This is a genomic window from Rhodoferax ferrireducens, from assembly GCF_031458075.1.
Classification (GTDB): Bacteria; Pseudomonadota; Gammaproteobacteria; order Burkholderiales; family Burkholderiaceae_C; genus Rhodoferax_B; species Rhodoferax_B ferrireducens_A.
In genome coordinates, this window is sequence record NZ_JAVDXT010000001.1 from 249505 (window position 1) to 275281 (window position 25777).

The following is a 25777-nucleotide window of genomic DNA, read 5'->3' on the forward strand; positions in this document are numbered from 1 at the left end:
GTGGCGTCAAAACGCTTCCATGACGAGCCTGCTTACGTACTGCACCGCTACGACTGGAGCGAGTCCAGCCTGATCCTGGAGGTCTTCACCCGCCACCACGGCCGCATGGCGATTGTGGCCAAGGGGGTGAAGAAGCCGACTTCCAACTTCCGTCCCATCCTGCTGCCGCTGCAGCCTCTGCGCCTGTCGTTTGGCGGCGATGCGGAAATCCGCAACCTCAAGGCGGCCGAGTGGGTGGGCGGCCATGTGATGCCGACCGGCGATGCGCTGTTGTCCGGCTACTACCTGAACGAGCTGCTGATGCGCCTGCTGGCGCGCGACGACCCGCACACGGCTTTGTTCGACGCCTACGGCGTTGCGGTGCAGGTGCTGGCCTCTGAGCATGGGGAAGCGCTGCAACCGGCGCTGCGGGCGTTTGAGCTGCTGTTGCTGCGCGAGATTGGCCTGCTGCCCTTGCTGGACGTGCAGACCATGACCTTCGAGCCGCTGCAGCCCGAGGGCCGCTACAGCCTGGTCGCCGAAGGCGGCCTGCGCCAGAGCCAGGCGGACGACCGGGCCAGCCTGAGCGGCGCGCAGTGGCTGTCGCTGCAGCAATCGCTGCAGCCCGGCGCGCCCTTCACAGCCACTTTGCGCGCCTGCGCCGAGGTATTGAACGGACTGAAGCCCCAGTTGCGCGCGGTGCTGCACTACCATTGCGGTATGGCAACGCTGCATACGCGGCAACTGATGATGGACCTGCAAGCCCTATGAGTAACTCTTCTGCGCACACCGCGCTTTCCGTCAACGTCAACAAGGTCGCGCTGGTGCGCAACACCCGGCACCTGGGCATCCCCAGCGTGGCCCGCGCCGCCACGCTGTGCCTGCAGGCCGGTGCCCAGGGTATTACCGTGCACCCGCGGCCCGATGCGCGGCATATCCGCCCGGACGATGTGACCGAGTTGTCGGCACTGCTCAAGGCCTGGCCGGACCGCGAGTTCAACATCGAAGGCAATCCGTTCCAGAACCTGATGGACTTTGTGCGCCAGTGCCGTCCGCAGCAGTGCACCTTTGTGCCGGATGGCGAAGACCAGTTCACCAGCGACCACGGCTGGAACCTGGCGCAAGACGGTGAACGCCTGCGCCCGCTGATCCAAGAAGCGCAGAGCCTGGGCGTGCGCGTCAGCCTGTTCATGGATCCGGTGCCCGAGTCCATGGCGCTGGCCAAGGCCGTGGGCGCCGACCGAGTCGAGCTCTACACCGAGACTTTTGCCAGCGCCTTTGGCCAGCCTAATTTTCAAGAGGTTTTTGAGCAGTTCGTGCAGACGGGGCGGGCGGCAGCAGCTATCAATTTGGGAGTCAACGCCGGCCACGACCTGAACCGCGACAACCTCACCACCTTCCTGCGCGGCTGCCCCATGGTGCAAGAGGTGTCGATCGGTCACGCGCTGGTGGCCGACGCGCTGGAGCTGGGCTACGCTGCCACGGTGCAAGACTATCTGCGCTGCATCGATGCAGCCTTTACCACCGGAGCCTAGGTGTGATCTACGGCATCGGCACCGACATCTGCGACGTGCGCCGCATCCGTGCCAGCCTGGAGCGCCACGGCGACCGCTTCGCCGAAAAGGTGCTGTCCGAAGGCGAGCTGCGCACCTGGCGTGAACGCAGCGCGCGCTGGCCCGAGCGCGGCATACGCTATCTGGCGACCCGCTTCAGCGCCAAGGAGGCCTTCAGCAAGGCCATCGGCATGGGCATGCGTATGCCGATGACCTGGCGCCTGTGCGAGATCAACAAGATGGCCAGCGGCCAGCCCTTCATCGTGTTGCACGGCGAGCTGAAAACCTGGTTCGAAGCCCGGCAACTGACGGCGCATGTCACCGTGACCGACGAGACCGACTATGCCGCCAGCTTTGTGGTGGTCGAACAGCCAGCGCCACCGACCATGCCGACGCACTAGTTTGCTATATTGTTTGTAGCTGCTGGCGCAGGAAACATATGCGCTACAGCCCTTATTTTTATATATTTAAGCCATGCACCAACACGCACCCCTGATCATCGACATCGCCGGCACCAGCCTCACCAAGGCGGACCGCCGGCGCATCAAGCACCCGCTGACCGGCGGCATCATCCTGTTCGCCCGCAACTGGCAGGACCGCGACCAGCTGACGGCGTTGTGCCGCGATATCAAGAAGATCCGCAAGGACGTGCTGGTCTGCGTGGACCACGAAGGCGGCCGGGTGCAGCGCTTCAAGACCGATGGTTTCACCCACCTGCCGCCCATGAGCGTGTTGGGCGAGCTGTGGATGCGCGACGCGCTGCAGGCCACCAACGCCGCCACCGCCTGCGGCTACGTGCTGGCCGCCGAACTGCGCGCCTGCGGCGTGGATTTCAGCTTCACCCCGGTACTCGACCTGGATTTTGGCGAGAGCAGTGTGATCGGCAACCGTGCCTTCCACCGCGACGCCCGCGTCACCAGCATGCTGGCCAAGAGCCTGATGCACGGCCTGCTGCGTGCCGGCATGGCCAATTGCGGCAAACACTTCCCCGGCCACGGCTTCGTCACCGCCGATTCGCACACCCACATCCCGGTGGACACGCGCAGCCTGAAAGCCATCCTGGCCGACGACGCCGCGCCCTACGGCTGGCTCAACACCAGCCTGAGCAGCGTGATGCCCGCGCACGTGATCTACCCCAAGGTGGACCAGCGCCCGGCCGGCTTCTCGGCCAAGTGGCTGCAGGAGATTCTGCGCGGCACGCTGGACTTCCAGGGCGCAATCTTCAGCGACGACTTGAGCATGGCCGGCGCCCGCCAGATCGACGGCCGCGACGTCAGCTATACCGATGCCGGCATCGCCGCGCTCCAGGCCGGCTGCGACCTGGTGTTGCTGTGCAACCAGAGCCTGGGCGATGGCCAGGAAGTGGATGTCCTGCTGGCCGGCATGACCGAAGCCCAGCTCAAAGGCCGCTGGCAACCCGACGAGGCCAGCGAAGCCCGCCGCCAGGCCTTGCTGCCCACCAGCCCGGCACCCGACTGGGAGCACCTGATGACGCATCCCACCTACATGCAGGCGCTGTGGCTGGTGCCCTGAGATACTGTTAATTTTGTAGCTGCTAGCCCAGGTAGGCTATGCGCTAGAGCTTAATTTGGTGTTGGGGTAAAAACCCAGTGCTGAAATTTGTCGACAGCGGCCACGATCGCCTGCACGATGGCATCTTGCTTGGCGTTGTCGGCCACGTATTTTTCGTCCTCCGCGTCCACGATCACGCCCACCTCCAGCAGCACTGCGGGGACCGTGGTTTTTCGCAAAACCAGTAGCTCGTCAAATTTGTAAATGCCCAATTGGGCATCGAGCAGTTCGCGGTTTTCGCCTGCAATGGGTTCGGCGTGGTGCAGCGTGGGATGGCGACCCAGTGCGCGCAATTCCTGCCCCAGTAGCTTGGCAAACTGCTGGCTTTGCGCAAACCTGGGATTGAGTTGGGACACAAAGATCGAATAGCCGGCAATCGGCTGAACCGTCTGGTAGGCGGGCGTGCCGTTGACTTCGGTCTTGGTCAGGTATTTCAGTTGCGCCGAGTCGTGGTGCAACGCTAAAAATAAATCTGCCTGTCGAGCATTTGCCAGTTCGGCGCGTCCGTCCAGGCTGATTTCTTCGGAGGGCACGCGCGTAAGCACCACCTGTACGCCAGGGGCTTGTAAGGCCTTGGCCAGTTTTGCGCTCAGTGCATCGTTGTAGGTGACTTCGTGGATGCCCTTGATGCCCAAAGCACCGGGTTGCTTGGGGGTGTGGCCGGGGTCTATGACGATGACGAATGGTTTGTCTGCGGTGCGCGCTGCATCAGCTGCATCGCAGGGTGCGGCGCCCATGAAAAAAGCGCACAGACACAAAAAGGCCTGTGCGCTGCGTGCTTGTAAATAGCGCGGCAACATGTGTTTCCGTCTACTCGTTCAAGCGGCTCATTCCCACGATTTTTTGGCGATGGCGGTGTCGTTGCACGTGCCGGTTTTGCACTCGCGGGCACGGTCGCGCAGGTACTCGGCGCGCTCACGGTTGAGTTTGTAGTTGCAGCTGACGTCGATGGAGCCAGAGCGCTCGCAAGACGCATCCCGGTATTTAATCCACTCGCGTTGTGTCGCAGTCAGTTGCTGTTTGACGTTGTCTTTGAGCGGTTTGCGCAGCTCGGTGTACACAGCGTTCAGCTCTTTGTCGGACTCTAAAAACAACTTGGCGACGCAATAAGTTTTGTCGTAGCTGGTCTTGAACTTGTCGCAGCTGTCGGTGTCATCCGCGTGGGCAAACTGCGCCGAGAAAACCAGGCTTGCAGCCAGCGAAGCCAAAGTCAAAAATTTCATAAATGCTCCGAATGTAGGATGGGGAATTATGGGCGATTCGCACACGGTGCAAGCCATGCGCTAGCTCCCGTTCATCGCATCTTTATGCGGTGGGTCGTACCCACATGCTTACTACGATTTTGATAGCTGCCAGCGCAGATACTATATGCGCTGGCGCTCTATGCAAGGTGGAAATCAAGACTCGCGGCGCAGCGCCGGGAACAGGATGACGTCGCGGATGCTGGCGCTGTCGGTCAGCAGCATCATCAGGCGGTCAATGCCGATGCCGCAGCCACCAGTGGGGGGCATGCCGTATTCGAGGGCGCGCACAAAGTCAGCATCAAAATGCATGGCTTCGTCGTCGCCGCTGTCCTTGGCAGTGACCTGGGCCTGGAAGCGCGCGGCCTGGTCTTCGGCGTCGTTCAATTCGCTGAAGCCGTTGCCGAATTCGCGGCCGGTGATGTACAGCTCGAAGCGCTCGGTGACTTCCGGGCGATCGTCGTTGGCGCGGGCCAGTGGCGAGATCTCGGTCGGGTGTTCCATGATGAAGGTCGGCTGCCAGAGCTTTTCTTCCACGGTTTCTTCAAAGTACAGCACCTGCAGGCTGGCCAGGCTGCGGCCGGCGAGCTTGTTCTTGGCTTCGGTCAGGCCCAGCTTCTTCACCGCATTCGTCAGCCAGGTGGCGTCGAACACGTTGTCGCCGGCTTCGGTGTACTTCTGGATGGCTTCGACGATGGTCAGGCGCTCAAACGGCTGGCCCAGGTCGACAGGCTTGCCGGCGTACGTCAGCTGCAGCGAGCCGGTGGCGCGCTGGGCGGCGTCGCGGATCAGCTTCTCGGTGTAGTCCATCAGGTCCTGGTAGTTCCAGTAGGCCGCGTAGAACTCCATCATGGTGAACTCGGGGTTGTGGCGCACCGAGATGCCTTCGTTGCGGTAGCTGCGGTTGATTTCGAACACGCGGTCGAATCCGCCAACGATCAGGCGCTTCAGGTACAGCTCGGGCGCGATGCGCAGAAACATTTCCTGGTCCAGCGCGTTATGGTGCGTCTTGAACGGTTTGGCGTTGGCGCCGCCCGGGATCGGGTGCAGCATCGGCGTTTCGACTTCCAGGAAGTCGTGGCCCACCATGAATTCGCGCAGCGCGCTGACGGCCTTGCTGCGTGCCAGGAAGCGCTTGCGGGCCTCCACATCGGTCATCAGATCGACGTAGCGCTGGCGGTACTTGGTTTCCTGGTCTGCCATGCCGTGGAACTTGTCGGGCATGGGGCGCAGGCTCTTGGTCAGCAGGCGCACGCTGGTGGCGTGGATAGACAGTTCACCGGTCTTGGTCTTGAACACCGTGCCCTCGGCGGCCACGATGTCGCCCAGGTCCCAATGCTTGAAGCTGGCGTAGAGCTCGGCGCCCACGTCTTCGCCCTTGACGTAGATCTGGATGCGGCCGCCGGTGTCGCCCAGCGACGCATCCTGCAGCGTGCAGAAGCTGGCCTTGCCCATCACGCGCTTGAGCATCATCCGGCCGGCGACCTTGGCGGTCACGCCCAGCGCCGCGAGCTCTTCGGTAGACTGGCTGTTGAAGCGCTCAAACAGGCTGGCCGCGTTGTCGGTCGGCTTGAAGTCGTTGGGGAACGCAACCCCCTTGCCCTCGACCTGTTGCTGGCGAATGGCTTTGAGCTTTTCGCGGCGTTCCAGAATCAGCTGGTTTTCGTCTTGGGCTACGGCAGGGGTGGTGTTTTCAGACATGGGAGGCGTTTGGAATGGAAAAGGGCGGGTTGCGCCGAACCCATGATTCTAAAACGCCGGCCGCCCGGCTTTAATGGGTGATGCCGTCGCGGCGTACCACCTTGAAGAATGTCTTGGCCAGGATTTGCAGATCCAGCCAGAAAGATTGGTGCTGCAGGTAGTAGGCGTCGAGTTCCACCTTGGCCGGAATCGGCAGCTCGTCACGGCCATGGATCTGCGCCCAGCCGGTCAGGCCCGGCACCAGGGTGTGGACGCCCTGGGCCGTGCGCAGGGCCACCAGATCGTGCTGGTTGAACAGGGCAGGGCGTGGTCCGACGAAGCCCATATCGCCTTTCAGGATGCTCCATAGCTGGGGTAGTTCATCCAGGCTGCTTTTGCGTAAAAAGCTGCCGATGGGCGTCAGGTAGCTGTCAGGATTTGCTAGCAAATGTGTAGCTACTGCCGGCGTTCCAATCTGCATGGAGCGGAACTTTGGCATGGAGAAAATGCGATTGTTTTTCCCGACGCGGTTGGACCAGTAGAGCACGGGACCCGGCGAGCTAAGCCGTACTGCGAGGGCCACCAACAGCAGCGGTAGCGCTAGCACCAGCAAGGCCAGCAAGGCCAGCAGCAGATCGAAAGCCCGCTTCATTTGCGGTATCCGGCCACAGCGCGGCGCAGGCCCTCGTCAACACTGACAGGCGGCGCCCAGCCCAGCACGGTACGGGCCTTGGTGATGTCGACCTGCAGGTTGCCGCACAGGCGCTGGGCCGCACCCTGTTGGCCGAGCATGGCGGCGCTGGCCATGAGCATCCAGGCAGGCACTGGCAACAAGCGCGCTGGGCGCTCCATGGCCTGGGCGATGCGTTGCACCAGCTCTTTGGTGGACAGGTCTTCGCCATCGCTGGCCATGAATATCTGGTTGGCGGCCGCAGGGTGGTTCAGGGTGGTGGTGATGAGATCTACCAGGTTGTCCACCGATACCAGGCTGCGCTGGTTGCCCATGGCACCCAGCGGCAAAGGAATGCCACGGGCAACGGCTGCTGCCAATGCCGCGAAATTGGCCTGGACTCCTGGACCGTAGACCAGGGGTGGACGCAGGATAGTCAGCTCCAAGCCGGTAGCTTGTGCGATTTTCAGCAAGCCTTGTTCGGTTTCCAGTTTGCTGATGCCATAAGGTCCTTGGGGTGCCAAAGGGCTGCTTTCGCTGAAGGCCTGCCCGACAGCGGTGGCTTCGCCATTCACCTTGGCCGAGCTCATGTAGACCAGGCGCTTGACGCCGGCCTCCACGGCCATCTGCGCCAGGCGCATGCTGCCGGCAACATTGACCTGCCTGAAGGCTAGCAAGGGGTCGTTTGCTTGCTCGTTGACAACATGGACACGGGCCGCCAGATGGACCACGGTATCGACGCCGGCCAAGGCTGCATGCCAGTCGGTATCAGCGCTGAGGTCAGCGACCAAGACCGTTTCTATGCCTGCATGGATGCGGTCGGACGCCAGCTGGCGTACTGCTGCACGCGGCATGAACTGCGGCAAAGTTTGCAGCTGGGCCAGCAAGGCGCGGCCTATCAGTCCGGTGGCACCGGTAACCAGTACTTTCACGGGCGAACATACTCCAGTAATTTGAACGGATATTTAGACAGAATTTTGAACCAATTGGTGGGGATGTTGTTTTCCCGGCAGGCTTGCATGACTTCGCGGTTTAACAACAGCGTGCTGCGCCAGCCCCGCGTGCTGACGCCACCCGTCTGCATGTGGACCAGAACCTCCGGCAGGTAGTGGTAGCGCAGGTCGGGACGCTGGAATGTGCGTGCCACCCATTCGAAATCGCCAGCAATCCGATAGTTCTTTTTAAAGCCGCCGGTATCTGCGAAAAGAGTTCGGCGCACAAACATGGACGGATGGGCCGGCATCCAGCCCCATCCAATCAAGCCAGGTCTGAACCGGTCGGAGCGGTAGCGGCGAATGAGCTGGTCAGGATGGGCGGGGTGGAAGAAGGCCACGTCGCCAAAAACAATATCCAGTGCTGCGTCGCCAAACATCTGCTGGATGGTGGCCAGCACGTTCGGGTGGGCATAGCGGTCATCCGCGTTCAGAAAACCCACGATATCGCCGGTTGCTGCGGCGATACCTTTGTTCATGGCGTCATAGATGCCGTGGTCGGGCTCGGACACCAGGGTTTGCACATGGCCGCCATGCCTATGGACTTGCGCCACCGTGTCGTCTTTGGATGCCCCGTCAATCACGATATGTTCAATCTCGGCATCGGACTGGCTGGCTACAGAGTGCAGCGTATCGGCGATGGTGGCGGCGCTGTTGTAGGTGACGGTGATGATGCTGATTTTCATGGAGGCAACGGCAGATTCATTGGGCAAGTGTTGCCCGGTAGATGCCAACCGTTTCCTCGGCGCAGCGATGCCATGAATACTGCTTTCGGCGCACTTTCCCACGTTCGATCAACTGGGTGGAAGTGGCATCTGAATTGAGCACGCCCTCCAGGGTTTGGCGGATGGAGTCAATGTCGCTAGGGTCAAAAAATGCCGCGGCATTTCCGACTACTTCGGGAATGGAACTGGTGTTGCTGCAGGCCACGGGGCAGTCCATGGACATGGCCTCCAGCGGCGGAATACCGAAGCCCTCATACAACGATGGATAGACGAACAAGGCCGCATGTCGGTAGCACGATGCCAGGACGGCATCGGAGCCGCCCATTTGTCGTACGCGGTGTGCGGCGGGTGTGCTGGCAATCAAGGCTTGTTCCGCTTCGCTGAAAGCGCCGCCGCCAAAGCACATCAAATCAAAATTACGGGTGAGCCAGGGTGACGCGCTGTAGGCCTTGAGTAGAGCAGAAAAATTTTTATAGCCTGCACGGTGTCCTACAAAGAGGATGTAGGGCGCATCGGCTCCGAGTGCGCGGGTTCGGAAGCTCTGGGTGGTTTCGTTCGGCAGCAACTGGTCGAGCGCATCGAAGCCGAGGTGGGTAACCGCTACGCGCTCGGGATGCACGTTGTCGTAATGCTCTAGCAGATCCTTACGGGTGTTTTCGGAGATGCAGATGATCTTGTCGGCATGGGCCACCGCGCGCTTTTTCCAGCGGGCAATCGGGTCGCGTTGGGAGAAGTGCTGTGGGTACTTCTCGTGGATCATGTCGTAGACTGTGAGTACGTTCTTAGCCGGCCCCGGTAGGTGGCAATAGGGGTAGTAGTAGGTTCGGTGCAGGATGTCGGAGGGGGTGCAGCGCTGTATCAATCCGGCGCCCAGTAAGCTGGCGGCTCGGAATAGCGGGTTGGGTGCATGGGTTGCAAGGGTTGTTGTCCCGCACAGCAGACCATCGGGCAAGGCCTTTAGATACTCGTTGCAATGCAAGGGCGCCAAGATTTGGGCTTGTACGTCGGCGCGTGCGTGCATCTCCTTGGCGATACTGGCAAAGTAGCGAGAAATGCCGCCAACTGCCTGGGAGCAAAAGATTTGCGAGTCGAAATTCACGCGCATAAGTACGGCTGAGAAGTCAGGTGCTAAAGGTTACTTTGGAGATGGGGAGTGCGTCGCTGCCGACTCGTATCGCTCTGAAATCAAGCTGGAGATTTCGTCTGCAGCAGCGCAACCAGGGTGTGGAAAGCCGAACTATAAGCGGCGGAGGTGTACCCCTGTGCCAAACCCAGAGACACGTTCTGCGCATATTGCAGCCTGGCGTGGTCCCATCTCGCGACCTGTCGCAGCGCCTGGGCCAGAGACTTGGCGGACATGTCGTGGAAAACAAATCCATTGATACCCGAGCGAACCAGGTCGTCTGATGCGCCAACCCAGCGCGAGGTGATGAGTAAGCTGCCGCTGGCGGCCGCTTCACAAACGACGGTACCCCAGTGGTCCTCTCTGCTGGGCAGTACTAGGCAGCGGGCTTCCTGCATGCGTTGGGCTGTCACTCTGGCTTGCGCAAATCCTTCAAAAACGATGCCATCCCCTTGGCATTGGTTCCGCATGGGGCCGTTTCCCAAGATGCGCAACGTCCAAGTTCCACCGGACTGTCGGTATTGGCTAAATGCTTCCAGCAATATGTCAACCCCTTTGCGGGGAATCAACTGGCCCACGAACAGGAACTCTTCTCGCCGATTCGATATCGGCGGGCCCGCTGTGTATATGCTTTCGAATGCTCCGTAATAACCCGTAAAAATGCGATTGGCGGGCATGCCCAGAAAACGCATTAGCTTGGTCGCAGAATGCCCGGGAACCAGGGCCGCATCGAAGTGCTGCCTTAGCCAGAGGCGAAACCACAGTGCGCCCCCGATTTGGCGCAGATTGCCTTTGAAACTGTTGTCGACTGCAACGACAACCTTGGCTCCGCGTTGGCGCATCCATCGGTCAAAACGCAGCCAACCCTTGTGTGCCCAGCCGGTGTGAATGATGAGATTGCGGTCGGCGAACTCATGCCTTCGCTCCCAGATGTCGTCGGGATTTGCAAGCCATTCAACCTGGTGGCCAAGTAGGTCTTCAAGCCCTTCGAATGGAACGGCTGCGCGGGTTCCTAACAAGACCAACTGGTCTCCGAACAGGTCAACCACTTGTTTGGTCATCAGACCGCAGGGGGGGAATCCTTCCCAGAATATCAAGGGGCGCAAGTCGGATGGCTTGGTCAGTGCGGATATATCGGTCACTTAGATAGGTCCAGGGTGTTGTGGATGTACACGATGGCTTCTTTCACGCCATAGCAGCGCAAGATGGCTGTGATTGTTTGCTATGCAGAGGGCGTTCGCCGTCGCGTAGGCCAAAAAGCCTGTAGTTGCAATTTAAGTATCTGCGGAGCAAAGAATGCATTCGATGCCACTACAGAGAAAAATTGCGCTAGTACTGTGATGAAGGCCGAACCTTGTATGCCCATTGTGGGGATTAATAGGAAATTGCCCACTATGCTGACGACCGCTCCTAAAGCCGTTCGGTAAAGGGTTAATTTGCCTCTGCCATCATTGATTAGCCATAAACCTTGTGCGACTCCCATGAATATAAATATATTGGAGAATATGTGGATGGTGAGAACGTGAGCTGAAGCTGCGTATCTGGATCCATACATCAGTTCAATGATGACGCCGGATAATAGGGCTATGGTCAGTGCGATTGCAGTAGACAGGGCGGCGAAGACGCGAAAAATCAAGAATATGGCGCGCATGTACGCATCTTCGTTGTCGAGTTTTTTTCTCGCAATGTAGGGTGCAAGCGCTGTGGCCAAGGTAATGGGAATGACATTCCATATTTGAGATAAAGAAACTGCTGCCGAATAAAAACCAAGCTGGGTTTCATCGAGCATTTCACGAATCATGACTTGGTCGATTCGCATATATAGCAATGCAGCCAATCCGCTCAGCATGAATGGCCAAGATTGACTCAAAAGCTCTTTGCTAATGTGAAGGTTGAAATGCCAGCGCTGGGCGGTTGGAAATCTTCTGTAGATACCCGCAAGGGCGATGGCCAACAAGACAGCATCCAACAGGGTTGCCAGGGCATACATCCACAAGGGTGCATCCAACACAATGAATGCGATGCGTGCCGAGTTGGCTATCGCATATGAGGCAAGTTTTGCTGCAACGGTGCGGCTATTTTTGCCTTGGCATTGAAACCACAAGTCGACAGTGTCTGCACTTTGAAATGCCAGGCTCATGCCGATAAGCGCAACCATTTGAAGCGCCGTGTTGTCGTCGGGGCGCAATACCCAGATACTGCCGATGGCAATAAACCAACACAACAGGCCTGCTAATAACCTTAGTCGGAAGGCTGTTCCCAGTATGAGTGCTGCCTGACCCGGATTGCGTGCGAGGTCTCTGACTACGATTCCGTCCAATCCTAAATTGGCAATTCCTTGGAAGAGTGCGATGAAGGTGATGGCGTAGACCAGTTCTCCGAAGGCATGCGGACCAAGACTGCGGGCTACCCAGGCACCTACGGTGAGTGCGAGTACCAAGCGGATTAATTTGTCGAATAGGAGCCAAAGCGAATTGGCTGCAAACAGGGACGCACCGGGGCGTTTTGCAAGATAGTTTTGTAGAGATCCAGGTAGCCCGTATATCCACCGTCCGTAATTGTTTAATCGAGACATGTGGATGCCGTTGTTGCATTGCTTCTTCGCAGCACAGCCAAGAGATTAGCGGAGAAGGTTACGGGCATTCCGCCCATGAAAAGGTGCTTGATGATCGTACCAATGGCCCAGCGAATGGGATTTCCAACTGCAAGGAGAAGGCGCCGGGACATGCTGGTTCCTCGCAGTGGCTGGCATGGGCCACCTAGTGCGATGACTTCGAAACCAGCTAGTTGGGCGACTTGCCTGAGCATCATTTGGCCGATCGCCGTTGCGTGGGTTACATCCCCATTTTGTATGGGCATGGAAAATGGATTGTCGCCATTCGGGAACCGCAACATCAGCAATGTTTGTGGGCTGCAGACCTTGTCCAAAGAACTTAAGAAAGGGACGAGTGAGTTGCGGTCGATATGCTCCAGTACGTCAAAGGCTGTAATTAAGTCGTATGGTTTTTGTAGCGAGTCGAAAGAGAAGTCGCTGACATTATTCTTGGTTATGTAACCATGCTTGGATGCTCGGGTAATTAGTCGGTCGTTAATTTCGACCCCATCGCATTGCCAACCTTTATTGCGGCACCATCCTAAAAATGTACCGTTACCAAATCCAATGTCCAGCACATGTAGATGCTGTGATGAGGCCAATCCGCATCGCCTTAGTTCTGCGCTGTAGTAAGCCGCCTGTTCTGACGTGAAGGAGCCAAATGCAGCTTCATCCCAGCCCTGAGTAATTTCATAGTTTTCGTAGCTCATGGGTGGATTGCGAAGTGGAGGTGCAGGCTAGATTTCTGAACGAGGCGGTATCAACATTCTGGAATCGATTAATTAGAGACATCAATCAGCGCTGGTTGATAGTTTTGTACCAAATTTTGTAGAAATGTCTTGATAAGTTCTAGGTCGTTGCTACTGGATGCCTGCTTCAATTCTTCTAGTCGTTTTTCAAGCGCTGCCCACACCACAAACTCTTCCCGAGCCTTCATGATGCGTGCGTGCTCCGTCACTTCTGGATTGTGACCAATCAGCAACTCTTCATATAGCTTTTCACCGGGGCGCAAACCAGTGATGGCAATCTCAATGTCTCCATCTGGCCTATGGGCATCGCGAACGCTCATGCCTGATAGCGCCACCATGCGGTGTGCCAAGTCCAGAATCTTCACTGGCTGGCCCATTTCCAGCACGAACACGTCGCCGCCATGGGCCATGGCACCTGCTTGCAATACCAGTTGAGCGGCTTCCGGGATGGTCATGAAGTAGCGGGTCACTTCCGGATGGGTCACGGTTAGTGGGCCACCTTGCGCAAGCTGTTGTCGAAATAGGGGAACAACACTGCCGCTGGAGCCGAGTACGTTGCCAAACCGAACCATCGCGAAGATGGTGTTGTTGGATACCCCTGAGGGTGCTGATTTTTCGCAGAACTGCACTACTGTGCTGGCCGCCAGGGCTTGCAGAATCATTTCAGCGATCCGCTTGCTAGCGCCCATGACATTGGTAGGACGCACTGCCTTGTCGGTGGAGACCAAGACAAAATGGCCAACCCCGTTCTCCATGGCGGCACGCGCCATGTTCAGTGTACCGAATACATTGTTCAGAATGCCTTCCGCAGGATTGCTTTCCACCAGCGGCACATGCTTGTAAGCCGCTGCATGGTAGACCGTGGCGGGCCTGTATTGGCTGCAGATGCCGGCCACGCGGGCATGGCTTGCAACGCTGCCAAGCAACGGCACCAGCTCTACGGCCAGTCCCATTGCCGAGCAAAGAGTTTGCAGCTCGGCATGGACGCTGTAAAGCCCAAACTCGTTATGGTCTAGCAGGAGCAAGCACGTGGGCCGCTCCAACACAATCTGCCGACACAGTTCGCTGCCAATACTGCCACCGGCCCCGGTGACCAGCACGGTTTTACCGGTCAGATTCCGGGCCAACAATGCGGGGTTGGGGGGAATCGGCTCTCGACCTAAAAGGTCTTCTATGTCCAGTTCACGGATGTCCTGTACCGTCACCCGCCCGCTGGCCAGGTCGGACATGCTGGGCAGGGTGCGCACATGGACTGGCAGCGTTTGCAGCGTTTGAAGGATTTCGTTGCGGCGCTCCCGGCTCGCGCTGGGAATGGCCAACAAGATGTCGGTAATGTTCTCCTGGCTGACCAGGTTGGGGATTTGCGACGGGCCATACACGCGCACGCCATTGATGCTACGACCAGCTTTGGCTGGGTCGTCGTCCACAAACCCCAGCACCGAATAGGTACGCGTGCTTCCCAATGCAGCAGCGGTTTGTGCACCGGCTTCACCCGCACCATAAATCAGCAGCCGCGCATCGGCGTGTCGCGCATCATTGCCCAGTCCGGCCAACCAGAAACGGGCGATGGAGCGGCTGACTCCTACCAGCAGCAAGAAGATCAGGGGTTGCAAAATACCCACGCTGCGGGGGATCACCTCCCACTGCATCCATTGCATCCACAGCAAAGTGCCCAAAAACCACAGGGTGTAGATGCCCACGGCCTTGGCCGTGGCTGTCAGGGCCGCCATGCCGGTATAGCGAAAAATGGCGCGGTACAGCCCAAAGCGAATGAAGATGGGCACGGACAACACCGGCCCCAGCGCATACACCACCCATTGGATACCTTCGGGCCAATGCAGCCTGTCGAGTCGCAAGGTGAACGCCAGCCACATGGCCATCAGCGCCAGGACGACATCGAGCGAGACCACGACCAGGCGTTTGGTGGAGCGAGACCAGTCCAGTATGGTCTGGTGGTTCAATAAGAAAACTGGCATTACTCGGGGCGTTGGTCGGCGGGATGGGCTTTGGCCAATACATCCGCTACCAGCTCCAAACGTACCAGGGGGCTTTCCAGTGCCATCAGGTTGTGCTTTAAAGACAAGGGCAGGGGCAGTACCTCGCACCAGCGGTTGGCCACCCAGCCGCAATCATTCAGTTGTAGTGGGGACAAGATAGGAAATCTATTCTCAGCCACATGCTGCTCACGCAATGTTTCGATCAATTGGCCAAGCGCAGCGGAGGTACGACCCAGATCTTCAGGCACTGGCGTTGGCACATCCGCATCCAGCAGTTCCACATCGGCCATCCATAGGCCATGGGCGAGCTGGTGGCTGCTAACCAGGCGGAAACGCTCCGAACCCAGGCAGTCGATCATCATCAACCCAGGTTGCGGGGCCTCGAAATGGGTGATGCGGGCCAGCGTACCCACGGGGTGGAAACTGTCCGCAGGCACGCCGGGGCGGCGGACTTCCGAGCCCTGTACCAGCGAGACTACGCCAAACGGTGTTCCTGTCTTGCGGCATTGCTCCACCATATGGAGATAGCGCACCTCAAAAATGCGCAAGGGCAGCGCGCCACCGGGAAACAGCACGGTTTCCAAGGGGAACAGCGGGAGCTGGGATAGGACGCGGGGTGTGGACAAGGCGGTATCTGTACAAGCAAGGACAGGCGCTATCATCCCATGACCTGAATAGGCGCTTTGCATGCTGTACCAAATCATCTCGTTTTTATTGGAAGTCGCCACCGGGCTGGTCGGTAGCGCGTGTCTGCTGCGCCTCTATATGCAATACCAGCGGATTCCATTTCGCAATCCGGTCGGCAACCTGGTTTTTGCCTTGACCGACTGGCTGATCTTGCCATTGCGGCGGGTTTTGCCTGCGGTGGGGCGTTGGGATGTGGCCAGTCTGCTGGCGCCGTTCTTGTTGAAGTTGCTGCAATTTTTGCTGCTGTGGTTGTTGGCAGGCCGGGAGGCCGGATGGCTGGCGGTACCGGTTCTGGCGTTGTTTGGTGTGGTGTCCATGACCATCTCGGGCTTGACAGGCATGCTGCTGATTTACAGCGTACTGTCATGGATGCAAACCCGCTCCCCGCTGTCGGACGTGCTGGAGCGTTTGTGCGCACCGCTGCTATTGCCCGTACGGCGCATCGTGCCACCCATAGGTGGGCTTGATTTGTCCGCCCTGGTGCTATTGGTGCTGCTGCAGGTAGTCGCTATCGTGATCGGATACGCCCTACCTGCGGTGCTCGCACAGCTTTAAACCACCGCATCCACCGGCTGCTTCAGCAGCATGGCCAATGTGTGTGCAATGGTCTTGCGCAAATCCTTGCGGTTGCAGATCAGGTCGATCGCTCCCTTTTGCTGCAGGAACTCGGCACGCTGAAAGCCTTCGGGTAGGGTGACCCGCACGGTGGACTCGATCACGCGCGGTCCAGCAAAGCCGATCAGCGCCTTGGGCTCGGCAATCACTACGTCGCCTACAAACGCAAAACCAGCACTTACGCCGCCCATGGTGGGGTCGGTCAACACGCTGATATAGGGCAGGCCCTTTTTGGCTAGACGGGTCAAAGATGCATTGGTCTTGGCCATTTGCATCAGGCTCAGCAAGCCTTCCTGCATGCGCGCGCCACCGGTCGCGGTAAAGCAGATGAAGGGTACTTTTTGCTCGATGGCGGCGTGCACGGCACGCACAAAGCGTTCGCCAACCACACTGCCCATGCTGCCGCCCATGAATTCAAACTCGAAGCATGCCACCACCACGTTGATGCCGTGGACTGCACCGCCCATCACCACCAGCGCATCGGTTTCGCCCGTGTTTTCCATCGCCTCCTTGATGCGCTCGGGGTATTTGCGGCTGTCCTTGAATTTGAGCGGGTCGACGGGGACCACTTCCTGGCCCAGCTCGTATCGGCCTTCGGCATCCAGAAACACATTCAACCGGGCGCGCGCCCCAATGCGGTGGTGGTGGCCACAGCTAGGGCAGACGTTCTGGTTTTGTTCCAGGTCGGTTTTGTACAGAACCGTTTCACAGCTTGGGCATTTGATCCACAGCCCTTCGGGTACGCTGCGCCGGTCGGCCGGGTCGGAGCGTTGGATTTTGGTGGGGAGCAGTTTTTCAAGCCAAGACATGTTGGGTTCCTCTATACAGTCGGCGCGCCATGGCCGTCCATGGGCGCGCCGGGGATTATGCGTCTAGCGCTGTGCGGATGTCCCGCAAAAAATGGGTGGCAGTAGCCACGACCTGGTCGTGTGGCTGGTTCTCGATCAGCTGGATGATCTTGCTGCCAATCACCACCGCATCGGCCACCTGGCCAATGGCGCGGGCGGTTTGGGCATCCCGGATGCCAAAGCCCACGCCGACCGGGATGTGCACATGCTCGCGGATCCGCGGCAACATGGCTTCAACAGCCGCCGTGTCCAGCGTGCCGGCACCGGTGACGCCTTTGAGCGACACGTAATACACATAGCCGCTGGCGACATGGGCTACCTGCTGCATGCGTTTCTCGGTGGAGGTGGGCGCCAGCAGGAAGATTAGGTCCATGTCGTGGGCTTTTAGCTTGGCCGCGAAATCCACGCATTCCTCGGGTGGATAGTCCACCACCAGCACGCCATCCACACCGGCTTGTGATGCATGCGCAATGAATGCATCTTGGCCGTGTGCCTGGTCATAGCGCTCAACCGGGTTGGCGTAGCCCATCAGTACCACCGGCGTGTGGGCGTTTTGCTTGCGGAATTCCCGCACCATGTCCAGCACCTGTGCCATGCCAATGCCGAAGGACAAAGCGACATCGCCGGCCTTTTGGATCACTGGCCCATCGGCCATCGGGTCGCTGAAGGGCACCCCCAGCTCGATCACGTCGGCCCCAGCAGCGACCATGCCATGCATCAGCGCGGGTGTAATGTCAGCAAACGGGAAGCCCGCGGTGACGTATGGGATCAGTGCTTTTCGCCCGTCTTTTTTGAGTTGGGCAAAGGTCGTGGTGATACGGCTCATACGGCCTCCTTCAGCGTGGCGCCAGCACCTTTGACGGTGAGGCCGCGCATCGACGGTCGGTCGTAAAAGTCAGAACCCGACAGATCAGCTACTGTGCCAATATCCTTGTCGCCCCGGCCGGACAGATTCACCAGAATCGACTGGTCGGGTCGCATGGTCTTGGCCAATTTCATCGCGTAGGCAAAGGCGTGGCTGGATTCCAGCGCCGGGATGATGCCTTCGGTACGGCACAGGTAGTGAAAGGCTTCCAGCGCTTCTGCGTCGGTGATGCCGACGTATTCGGCGCGGCCAATGTCTTTCAGGAAGGCATGCTCTGGGCCGACGCCGGGGTAGTCCAGGCCGGCACTGATGCTATGGGTTTCGGTGACTTGGCCGTTGGCGTCCTGCAGTAAATAGGTGCGGTTGCCGTGCAGCACGCCAGGGCTGCCTTTTTGTAGCGATGCCGAATGCTTGCCCGACTCCAGGCCTTCGCCAGCCGCTTCCACGCCGATCAAACGGGTTGTCGCATGGTCGATGTAAGGGTAGAAGATGCCCATGGCATTGCTGCCGCCACCCACGCAGGCGATGACTGCGTCGGGCTGCTCGCCAGTGCAACCGGCCGCCGCCAGCATCTCAGGCATCTGCACCAGGCATTCGTTGCCAATGACGCTCTGGAAGTCGCGCACCATCATCGGATAGGGGTGTGGACCGGCCACGGTACCGATGATGTAGAAAGTGTTGTCCACATTCGCGACCCAGTCGCGCATGGCTTCGTTCAGTGCATCTTTCAGGGTTTTGCTGCCGCTTTCCACTGGGACGACGGTGGCGCCCAGCAGCTTCATGCGGTAGACGTTGGGGCTCTGGCGCTTCACGTCTTCGCTGCCCATGTAGACCACGCATTCCAGGCCGTAGCGGGCGCAGATGGTGGCCGTGGCCACGCCGTGCTGGCCTGCACCCGTTTCGGCAATGATGCGCGGCTTGCCCATGCGCTTGGCAAGCATGGCCTGGCCGATGGTGTTGTTGACCTTGTGGGCGCCGGTGTGGTTCAGGTCTTCACGTTTCAGGAAGATCTGCGCGCCGCCCATTTCCCGGCTGGTGCGGGCTGCGTGGTAGACCGGCGAGGGGCGACCGACGAAGTGCGCCAGTTCCGAGGCGAACTCGGCCAGAAAGGCCGGGTCGTGCTGGTATTGGGCGTAGGCGTCTTTCAGTTCTTCGATGGCATGGGTCAGCGTTTCAGAGACGAAACTGCCGCCGTAAATGCCGAAATGGCCTGAAGCATCAGGCTGCTGGTAAGTGGACATGGTGTGACTTTGCAAGTTGGGCGTCTGCCGTGCGCACAGCGGCGACAAACTGGTGGATTTTTTCGGCGTCCTTGATTCCCTTGGAAATCTCGACGCCGGAACTCACATCAACGGACAGCGACAGAGCGCGTGGCCGGACCTGCAAAATACCATCGGTCACGTTTGCAGGCGTGAGTCCACCACTTAAGACGAGGTGAGAGTTGACGCTTGGAGGAAGACGTGACCAATTGAATGTTTTTCCGCCGCCGCCGTATCCATCGACGTGGGCGTCGAGCAGGATGGCTTGGGCTTTTGCGTAATCGGACGCGAATTTTACCAAGTCGAAGCCGCCACTGTCACCCAGGGGGATACGCGCTGCGCGCAGGAACGGGCGTCGGCCTTGTGCGCTGGCTTCCCAGCACTGCGCTGGCGTCTCTTCACCATGAAATTGGACTATGGCGCAGGGCATATCTGCGCAGGCAGCTATCACATCTGTAGCAAGTGCATTCACGAACAACAGCACAGGGGTGACGAAGGGCGGCAGGCGTTTGGCCAGTTCCGCTGCGCGCTGGGGTGTTACATAGCGGGGGCTGGGTGGATACAGCACAAAACCGACAGCGTCGGCACCGGCGGCCACGACGGCATCCACGTCTTGTTCACGGGTCAGGCCGCAGATTTTGATGCGCGTGCGCGTTTGGTAGTTCGTCATGGCAGCCAATCATAGGCCGGAGTCCGGTCGGGCAGGCCCCAGTGCGCCGGATACACCGGCCCCATGAAGTACAAACCGTCGGGCGAGAAGGTCGGGGCTGCGGCATTCCGGTCGCGCGCGGCCAGCACTTCGAGTATCCATTCGGGGGGCTGGAAGCCCTGGCCTATCACCACCAGGCAGCCCATCAGGTTGCGGATCATGTGGTGCAAAAACGCATTCGCTTCAAATTCAAAGCGCCAGTACACACCGCGCCGCGAAATCTCCAGCCGGGTCATGGTTTTGACCGGCGACAGGGCCTGGCAACGCGCGGCCCGGAAGGACGAAAAATCATGCTCACCCAGCAGATGGGCTGCGGCTTGTTGCATGGCGACCAGATCCAGCGGGCGGTACACCCAGCCCACGCGGCCACCTTCGACACTGGGGCGTACCGGCGATTCCAGCAGGGCATAGACATAGCGCCGCGCCACGGCGCTGGCTCGGCAATGGAAGCTGGCGGGTACTTCCTGGGCCCATTGCACAGCAATATCGCGGGGTAGGAATGCGTTCACGCCGCGCACCCAGGAGGCAATCGGGCGCAGTAGCGGCGTGTCGAAGTGCACTACCTGCATCAGCCCGTGCACACCGGCATCGGTGCGGCCAGCGCACAGGGTGGAGACTTTTTGCTGGCTGAAGGCCGCCAAAGCCGCTTCCAGTTTGTCCTGTACCGTGTTGCCAGACAGCTGGCTTTGCCATCCTTCGTACGGTTGGCCGTTGTAGCTAACGCCTAGGGCCAGACGCACAGCATGCTCCCACGGCAGGTATGGAATAAGCCCCTTGCTCCGGGACGCTCCGCGTCCAGAGCAAGAAGGGGCGCCACATCAAGACAGGCTGGCCAGGAATTTCTGGGCTTTGGCGCGCAGGGCGCCGGTAGCTTCTTCCAGCACTTCTTCGGCCAAGGCCCGTGCACCGTCTTCGTCGCCGATGGAGTTGAACTCCTCCGCCAGCGACAGCTTGGTGGCCAAAGGATCGCCTTCGTCGATTTCTTCCACGGGGGCTGCAGCAGCTTCAGCCGGTGGCGCCTCGTCCAGATCGAGCGACAAAGAGCCCAGGTCGAACTCGATGGGGCCCGTGTCATTGGCGGGTGCCGCTGCTGGTGTGGCAGGCGTTGCCGGGGCTGCAGCAGGCGCTGCCAGCGGGCTGGCGGCCGTGCTGAGATCCAGGTCGAAGTCCAGTCCGTCAAAATCCATTTCCGCACCGGAACCGGGCAGGTCCAGGGCGGCCGGTACCGTCAGCGAGGCGACGTTGTCGACAGTGGGTTGGATAGGCTGAATCGGTGCATCCTGCGCGGTGGGCGCTGCATCTGCAGGCAGTCCGCTGTTCAGGAAATCGAGGTCCAGATCCAGGTCCAGGTTGTTGGCCGGGAGTTCGGAGTCTGGATCGGCCTGCTGGGTGGTATTGCCGGCTTCCAGGTCTTCCATCCAGGCTGGGCTGGCAACCGCAGCGGCAGCCAAGCCTTGCGCGCTGGATTGGAACAAACGGTTGTCCGGGTCCAGGTCGCGGCCCATGGCGGCAATCCGCTCCCATTCCGGGCCTTGGCCGTCGGTCAATTCGTGGGCAACAGCGGCCAGGCCAGCAAAGTTGGCGACATCGCGGCGCTTGGCGTAGATCTCCAACAGCTTGGCGTGGATCGCCACGCGGTCAGGGTTGGTGCGCAGGGCTTCCTTGAGGATTTCCTCGGCCTGCAAATCCCGGCCATAGGCGAGGTAGACGTCGGCTTCGGCAATCGGGTCGACGTCGCTGCCGGCATCCAGCTGGCTGGGCGAATACGACATGGATGAAGCGGGCGCGTCGTCGGCATTGGTGTCGATGCGTTGGCCACCGCTGGCGCCAAAGAACGAGTCCGCCTGCATGCGGCTTTCCAGGAAGGAGCTGTCAGCGGCGGCCGATTGCTTGCGTTTGCGTGCGCTGTACAGGCCGAAGCCACCCAGCAGAGCCAATAGGCCGGCACCAGCCAGCACCAACTGGTTTTCGCGCAGCATATCCATCCAGTCGGTGGAGTCATCGACAGGCGGTGGTGGAGGCGGAGGAGGGACTGCGCTGGCCGGTGCCGAGGCGATCGGGGCGGCGGGAACGGCAGGCTCGGCTATGGCTGGTGCGGATGCTGCGGCGGATGCAACTGCTGCGGCGGGTGCCACAGGTGCGGGTTCGCTGGCCACGGCCGGCGGTGGCGCTACGGCGACAGGAATCGTCGGCGCCGCCACAGGAGCGCTTGCCGCGCTGGCCGCAACCGCGGCGGAGGAGGCGCCCAGCTTGTTCAGCTCATTGATGTTTTTGGACAGTTCGGCCACCCGGGTAGCAGCCTCTTGGTCGGCTTTTTCGCGGGCAATCTTGTCTTCGGCGGCTTTGCTCTTGAGCGCGCCTTTGGACAAGGTCAGCTTGTCGGGCGTGGTTGCAGAGGGCTTTTTCTCGTCGATCTCGGCTTGCACTTTGCCGCTGGCTTTACGGTCGGCACCGGCGGTTTGCACCGACGGCACGCTGCCGGCCAATTTGCCACGGAAGGCGTTGAAGTCGCGGCTTTGGGCGTTGATGATCTGCGTTGCCTCAACCGGAGGGGTGGCGCCAGCCTGGCTGCCATCGGGCAGGTCCAGCACCGCACCGGTGCGCATGCGATTCACGTTGCCGTTGATAAAGGCATTCGGGTTGGCGCGCAGCAACGCGACCAGCATCTGGTCGAGCGAGATATTGGCGGGCTTGGCTGCAGCAACGATCTTGCTTGCGGTGTCGCCAGGCTTGACCGTGACCTGTCCGTTGTTGGCGGCGGGCTTGGTTGCTGGAGTCGGTGCAGGAACTGCCCGTGGTGTCGGCGGTGTGCGTGGCGCTGGAGCCTCGGCTGCCGCCACGGGAGCCGCGGGCGCTGCGGGTCGGGCTGCGGGGGGTGGTGCGGGCAGGGGGACTTGCGGGGCCGTGGTGACGGCTGCCGGCGGTTGGCGCATGCTGGGCGGGTCCAGCAGAATGGTGTAGTCGCGGACGATGCGGCCGGACGACCAGTTGACCTGCAAGATCAAGTCGAGAAACGGGTCGCTGACGGCCCGGTTGGTATTGATGCGCAACAGCGAGCGGCCATCGGGGCGGCGCTGCAGCACGATGCGCAGGTCGGCCAAGGCCGAGTTGTATTCCAGGCCTGCAGCGCGGAAGGCCTCTGCCGGCGCAACCTCGGGTTTAAGGCTGCTGGCTTCTTCGGGGGTGATGTCGGGGAGTTCGATCTCGGCCCGCAAGGGCTCGCCCAGGCCAGACAGCACGGTCATGCGTCCCAGCGAAAGCGCCATGGCCTGGCTACTGGCCAGGCCAAGAAGTGTCGCAGTTACCGCTGCAGTCACGGCAGATGTCTTCCAGCCACGCAACGCTGTCATGCAACGAAGAGGGCTTGGGGCGCGGTCAACCGGCAAATTCTTGTTCATCATTCGGGCATGCACTACGACACTAAGATAGGAAAAAGTACCATAGCATCAATGTCTTAGGCTGACAAGCTGATGTAGGCTTTCACGGTTGAGCACCGCATTTCGGCGGTGTTGCAATGGGTTACATGTTACCAAACGACAACAACCTGCCAATGGTGGCAGGTTGTAAAGCGTCGGTACCCGATCTTACGCGTCCAGCAGGATGCGCAGCATGCGGCGCAACGGTTCGGCCGCACCCCACAGCAGTTGGTCGCCAATCGTGAACGCGCCCAGGTACTCGGGGCCCATCGCCAGCTTGCGCAGGCGGCCGACCGGGATACCCATGGTGCCGGTGACGGACACCGGCGTCAGGTCTTTCACCGTGGCTTCGCGGGTATTCGGCACCACGCGCACCCACTCGTTGTCCTGGGCGATCATGGCTTCGATGTCGGCCAGCGGCACGTCCTTCTTCAACTTGAAGGTCAGAGCCTGGCTGTGGCAGCGCATCGCGCCCACGCGCACGCAGAAACCGTCGACTGGCGTGATGGCGGTGCCGAAGCCCGGGCCTTGGCCCAGGATCTTGTTGGTTTCGGCGCCGCCCTTCCATTCTTCCTTGCTGGAGCCGTCGCCCAGGTCCTTGTCGATCCAGGGGATCAGCGAGCCGCCCAGCGGCGCGCCGAAGTTGGCGATCTCGGCAGCGCTCAGGTTCTGCTGCTTGGCCAGTACCTTGCGGTCGATTTCCAGGATGGCCGACTTGGGGTCGTCCAGCAGGGTACGGACTTCGGCGTTCAGCGTGCCGAACTGCGTCAACAGCTCACGCATGTGCTGGGCGCCACCGCCGGATGCGGCCTGGTAGGTCATGCTGGTCATCCATTCGACCAGGCCGGCCTTGTACAGCGCGCCCACGCCCATCAGCATGCAGCTGACGGTGCAGTTGCCGCCGATCCAGTTCTTGCCGCCCTTGGCCAAGGCGTTCTTGATCACCGGCAGGTTCACCGGGTCCAGCACGATGATGGCGTCGTCGTTCATGCGCAGGGTGGAGGCCGCGTCGATCCAGTGGCCGTTCCAGCCGGCAGCGCGCAGCTTGGGGTAGACCTCGGAGGTGTAGTCGCCGCCCTGGGCGGTCAGGATGATGTCGCAGCGCTTGAGTGCGTCGAGGTTGTACGCGTCTTGCAGCGTGGTTTCGTTCTTGGCCTGCGCGGGGGCTTTGCCACCGGCGTTGGATGTCGAGAAGAACATCGGCTCGATCAGACCGAAATCGCCCTCGGCCTGCATGCGGTCCATCAGCACCGAGCCGACCATGCCGCGCCAGCCCACCAAACCTACGAGATTACCTACCTTCATCACATTGCCCTTTCAGAAAAATTGATTTCTCTTCTCCCGGCTCGTCGGGCCGGGAGGGGCGTGACGAACCGGGCTAAGTCTTAGCCTTTAATGGTCGTCTTGGTAATGGCAGCCACGACGGCATCGCCCATTTGCTGGGTGCCGACCTTGGTCGTGCCTGCCGAGTAGATGTCCGGTGTTCTCAGGCCTGCAGCCAGCACGGATTGCACTGCGGACTCGATACGGTCGGCAGCGTCGGCTTGTTGGAGGGAGAAACGTAACATCATGGCGGCGGACAGTATTGTAGCCAATGGATTGGCCACGCCCTTGCCGGCGATGTCCGGCGCGCTGCCGTGGCTGGGTTCGTACAGGCCCTGGTTCTGCGCATTCAGGCTGGCGGAAGGCAGCATGCCGATGGAGCCGGTGAGCATGGACGCCTCGTCGGACAGGATGTCGCCGAACATATTGCCGGTGACGATCACGTCGAAGCTCTTCGGCGCCTTGACCAGCTGCATGGCGGCGTTGTCGACCAGCATGTGGTCCAGCGCCACGTCGGGGTACTGGGTGCCGATTTCGACCATCACGTCTTTCCACAGCTGCGAGGTTTCCAGCACATTGTTTTTGTCCACGCTGGTCACGCGCTTGTTGCGCTTGCGGGCGGCCTGGAAGGCGACGTGGGCGATGCGTTCGATTTCTGGGCGGCTGTAGCGCATGGTGTCGAAGGCTTCTTCCGCACCGGGGAAGTGGCCGTCCACGGCGATGCGGCGGCCGCGCGGCTGGCCGAAGTAGATGTCGCCGGTGAGTTCGCGGATGATCAGGATGTCCAGGCCGGACACCAGCTCGGGCTTGAGGCTGGACGCACTCACCAGCTGTTCGTAGCAGATGGCGGGACGGAAGTTGGCGAACAGGCCCAGGTTCTTGCGCAGGCCCAGGATGGCTTGCTCGGGGCGGAACTGGCGCTCCAGCTTGTCGTACTTCCAGTCGCCGACGGCGCCGAACAGTACGGCATCGGCTTCCTTGGCCAGTTTCAGTGTGGCTTCGGGCAGCGGGTGGCCGTGGGCATCAAAAGCGGTACCGCCGACCAGCGCCGATTCCATTTCGAACGGCAGGTCCAGCACCTCCAGCACCTTGATGGCCTCGGCGACGATTTCGGTACCGATGCCGTCACCGGGCAATACTGCGATTTTCATAGAAGTCATAGAAATTTAGAAGAAACAGGC

At 60.2% G+C, this 25777-nt stretch carries 25 protein-coding genes; 5 read left to right on the forward strand and 20 right to left on the reverse strand.

Going from position 1 to position 25777, the window contains the following annotated elements; all coding sequences use genetic code 11:
* The 4 genes from recO to nagZ all read left to right on the forward strand — a co-directional run bounded on the left by recO (position 1) and on the right by nagZ (position 3065).
* Positions 1 to 750 (forward strand): DNA repair protein RecO, encoded by a 750-nt coding sequence (gene recO, locus J2X19_RS01265; protein WP_116605877.1) that lies wholly within the window; start codon positions 1 to 3, stop codon positions 748 to 750.
* Positions 747 to 1514, forward strand: coding sequence for a pyridoxine 5'-phosphate synthase (locus J2X19_RS01270; RefSeq protein WP_310369915.1), 768 nt, complete (start codon positions 747 to 749; stop codon positions 1512 to 1514). The genes recO and J2X19_RS01270 overlap by 4 nt, the downstream gene beginning before the upstream one ends.
* A 2-nt stretch (positions 1515 to 1516) precedes the next feature.
* Positions 1517 to 1933 carry a holo-ACP synthase gene (acpS, locus tag J2X19_RS01275; RefSeq protein WP_310369917.1) on the forward strand — a complete coding sequence of 139 codons (417 nt, stop codon included), beginning with the start codon at positions 1517 to 1519 and terminating at the stop codon, positions 1931 to 1933.
* Between the two features lie 73 nt (positions 1934 to 2006).
* Positions 2007 to 3065, forward strand: coding sequence for a beta-N-acetylhexosaminidase (gene nagZ, locus J2X19_RS01280; RefSeq protein ID WP_310369919.1), 1059 nt, complete (start codon positions 2007 to 2009; stop codon positions 3063 to 3065).
* Positions 3066 to 3115: 50 nt separating this feature from the next.
* On the opposite strand, the gene J2X19_RS01285 is transcribed toward nagZ, so the two are convergent.
* From J2X19_RS01285 to J2X19_RS01340, 12 genes are all read right to left on the reverse strand, one after another.
* Positions 3116 to 3904 (reverse strand): N-acetylmuramoyl-L-alanine amidase family protein, encoded by a 789-nt coding sequence (locus J2X19_RS01285; RefSeq protein ID WP_310369921.1) that lies wholly within the window; start codon positions 3902 to 3904, stop codon positions 3116 to 3118.
* Between the two features lie 27 nt (positions 3905 to 3931).
* Positions 3932 to 4327, reverse strand: a complete 396-nt coding sequence (locus tag J2X19_RS01290) for a lysozyme inhibitor LprI family protein (RefSeq protein ID WP_310369923.1) — start codon at positions 4325 to 4327, stop codon at positions 3932 to 3934.
* 174 nt (positions 4328 to 4501) lie between these two features.
* Entirely contained in the window at positions 4502 to 6046 is a 1545-nt protein-coding gene (gene lysS, locus J2X19_RS01295) for a lysine--tRNA ligase (RefSeq protein ID WP_310369925.1), read from the reverse strand.
* A 70-nt stretch (positions 6047 to 6116) separates the two neighbouring features.
* Positions 6117 to 6677, reverse strand: a complete 561-nt coding sequence (locus tag J2X19_RS01300; RefSeq protein WP_310369926.1) for a sugar transferase — start codon at positions 6675 to 6677, stop codon at positions 6117 to 6119.
* Positions 6674 to 7627 (reverse strand): UDP-glucose 4-epimerase family protein, encoded by a 954-nt coding sequence (locus tag J2X19_RS01305; RefSeq protein ID WP_310369928.1) that lies wholly within the window; start codon positions 7625 to 7627, stop codon positions 6674 to 6676. The genes J2X19_RS01300 and J2X19_RS01305 overlap by 4 nt, the downstream gene beginning before the upstream one ends.
* A complete protein-coding gene (locus J2X19_RS01310) occupies positions 7624 to 8373 on the reverse strand; it encodes a glycosyltransferase family 2 protein (protein ID WP_310369930.1) in 750 nt (249 codons plus the stop codon). The genes J2X19_RS01305 and J2X19_RS01310 overlap by 4 nt, the downstream gene beginning before the upstream one ends.
* A 16-nt stretch (positions 8374 to 8389) precedes the next feature.
* Positions 8390 to 9517, reverse strand: a complete 1128-nt coding sequence (locus J2X19_RS01315) for a glycosyltransferase family 4 protein (RefSeq protein ID WP_310369932.1) — start codon at positions 9515 to 9517, stop codon at positions 8390 to 8392.
* A gap of 80 nt (positions 9518 to 9597) precedes the next feature.
* Complete coding sequence (locus tag J2X19_RS01320) at positions 9598 to 10677, reverse strand: glycosyltransferase family 4 protein (RefSeq protein ID WP_310369934.1); 1080 nt, start codon at positions 10675 to 10677, stop codon at positions 9598 to 9600.
* An 80-nt stretch (positions 10678 to 10757) separates the two neighbouring features.
* The gene (locus J2X19_RS01325) at positions 10758 to 12110 is read right to left on the reverse strand and encodes a flippase (RefSeq protein ID WP_310369936.1); all 1353 of its coding nucleotides are present in this window, start codon (positions 12108 to 12110) and stop codon (positions 10758 to 10760) included.
* Entirely contained in the window at positions 12098 to 12838 is a 741-nt protein-coding gene (locus J2X19_RS01330) for a class I SAM-dependent methyltransferase (protein WP_310369938.1), read from the reverse strand. The genes J2X19_RS01325 and J2X19_RS01330 overlap by 13 nt, the downstream gene beginning before the upstream one ends.
* 68 nt (positions 12839 to 12906) lie before the next feature.
* Positions 12907 to 14853, reverse strand: a complete 1947-nt coding sequence (locus J2X19_RS01335; RefSeq protein ID WP_310369940.1) for a polysaccharide biosynthesis protein — start codon at positions 14851 to 14853, stop codon at positions 12907 to 12909.
* Positions 14853 to 15500, reverse strand: coding sequence for an LON peptidase substrate-binding domain-containing protein (locus J2X19_RS01340; protein ID WP_310369942.1), 648 nt, complete (start codon positions 15498 to 15500; stop codon positions 14853 to 14855). Before J2X19_RS01340 ends, J2X19_RS01335 begins: the two co-directional genes overlap by 1 nt.
* Before the next feature lie 61 nt (positions 15501 to 15561).
* Between J2X19_RS01340 and J2X19_RS01345 the strand changes: the two genes are divergently transcribed.
* Positions 15562 to 16116 (forward strand): YggT family protein, encoded by a 555-nt coding sequence (locus J2X19_RS01345; RefSeq protein ID WP_116605893.1) that lies wholly within the window; start codon positions 15562 to 15564, stop codon positions 16114 to 16116.
* Here the strand turns inward: J2X19_RS01345 and accD are convergent.
* The 8 genes from accD to leuB form a co-directional block, all read right to left on the reverse strand.
* The gene (accD, locus tag J2X19_RS01350; RefSeq protein WP_092758123.1) at positions 16113 to 16985 is read right to left on the reverse strand and encodes an acetyl-CoA carboxylase, carboxyltransferase subunit beta; all 873 of its coding nucleotides are present in this window, start codon (positions 16983 to 16985) and stop codon (positions 16113 to 16115) included. The two genes, J2X19_RS01345 and accD, sit on opposite strands and share 4 nt — an antisense overlap.
* 55 nt (positions 16986 to 17040) lie before the next feature.
* A complete protein-coding gene (trpA, locus tag J2X19_RS01355; RefSeq protein WP_310369946.1) occupies positions 17041 to 17850 on the reverse strand; it encodes a tryptophan synthase subunit alpha in 810 nt (269 codons plus the stop codon).
* Positions 17847 to 19130, reverse strand: a complete 1284-nt coding sequence (gene trpB, locus J2X19_RS01360; RefSeq protein WP_310369948.1) for a tryptophan synthase subunit beta — start codon at positions 19128 to 19130, stop codon at positions 17847 to 17849. The genes trpA and trpB overlap by 4 nt, the downstream gene beginning before the upstream one ends.
* Positions 19108 to 19818: a phosphoribosylanthranilate isomerase gene (locus J2X19_RS01365; protein ID WP_310369950.1), complete on the reverse strand. Its 711-nt coding sequence runs from the start codon at positions 19816 to 19818 to the stop codon at positions 19108 to 19110. Before J2X19_RS01365 ends, trpB begins: the two co-directional genes overlap by 23 nt.
* The gene (gene truA, locus J2X19_RS01370) at positions 19815 to 20597 is read right to left on the reverse strand and encodes a tRNA pseudouridine(38-40) synthase TruA (protein WP_310369952.1); all 783 of its coding nucleotides are present in this window, start codon (positions 20595 to 20597) and stop codon (positions 19815 to 19817) included. The genes J2X19_RS01365 and truA overlap by 4 nt, the downstream gene beginning before the upstream one ends.
* A 78-nt stretch (positions 20598 to 20675) precedes the next feature.
* Entirely contained in the window at positions 20676 to 23174 is a 2499-nt protein-coding gene (locus J2X19_RS01375; RefSeq protein WP_310369954.1) for a FimV/HubP family polar landmark protein, read from the reverse strand.
* Between the two features lie 267 nt (positions 23175 to 23441).
* Positions 23442 to 24578 carry an aspartate-semialdehyde dehydrogenase gene (gene asd, locus J2X19_RS01380; protein ID WP_310369956.1) on the reverse strand — a complete coding sequence of 379 codons (1137 nt, stop codon included), beginning with the start codon at positions 24576 to 24578 and terminating at the stop codon, positions 23442 to 23444.
* 80 nt (positions 24579 to 24658) lie between these two features.
* A complete protein-coding gene (gene leuB / locus J2X19_RS01385; RefSeq protein WP_310369959.1) occupies positions 24659 to 25747 on the reverse strand; it encodes a 3-isopropylmalate dehydrogenase in 1089 nt (362 codons plus the stop codon).
* Positions 25748 to 25777 lie beyond the last annotated feature (30 nt).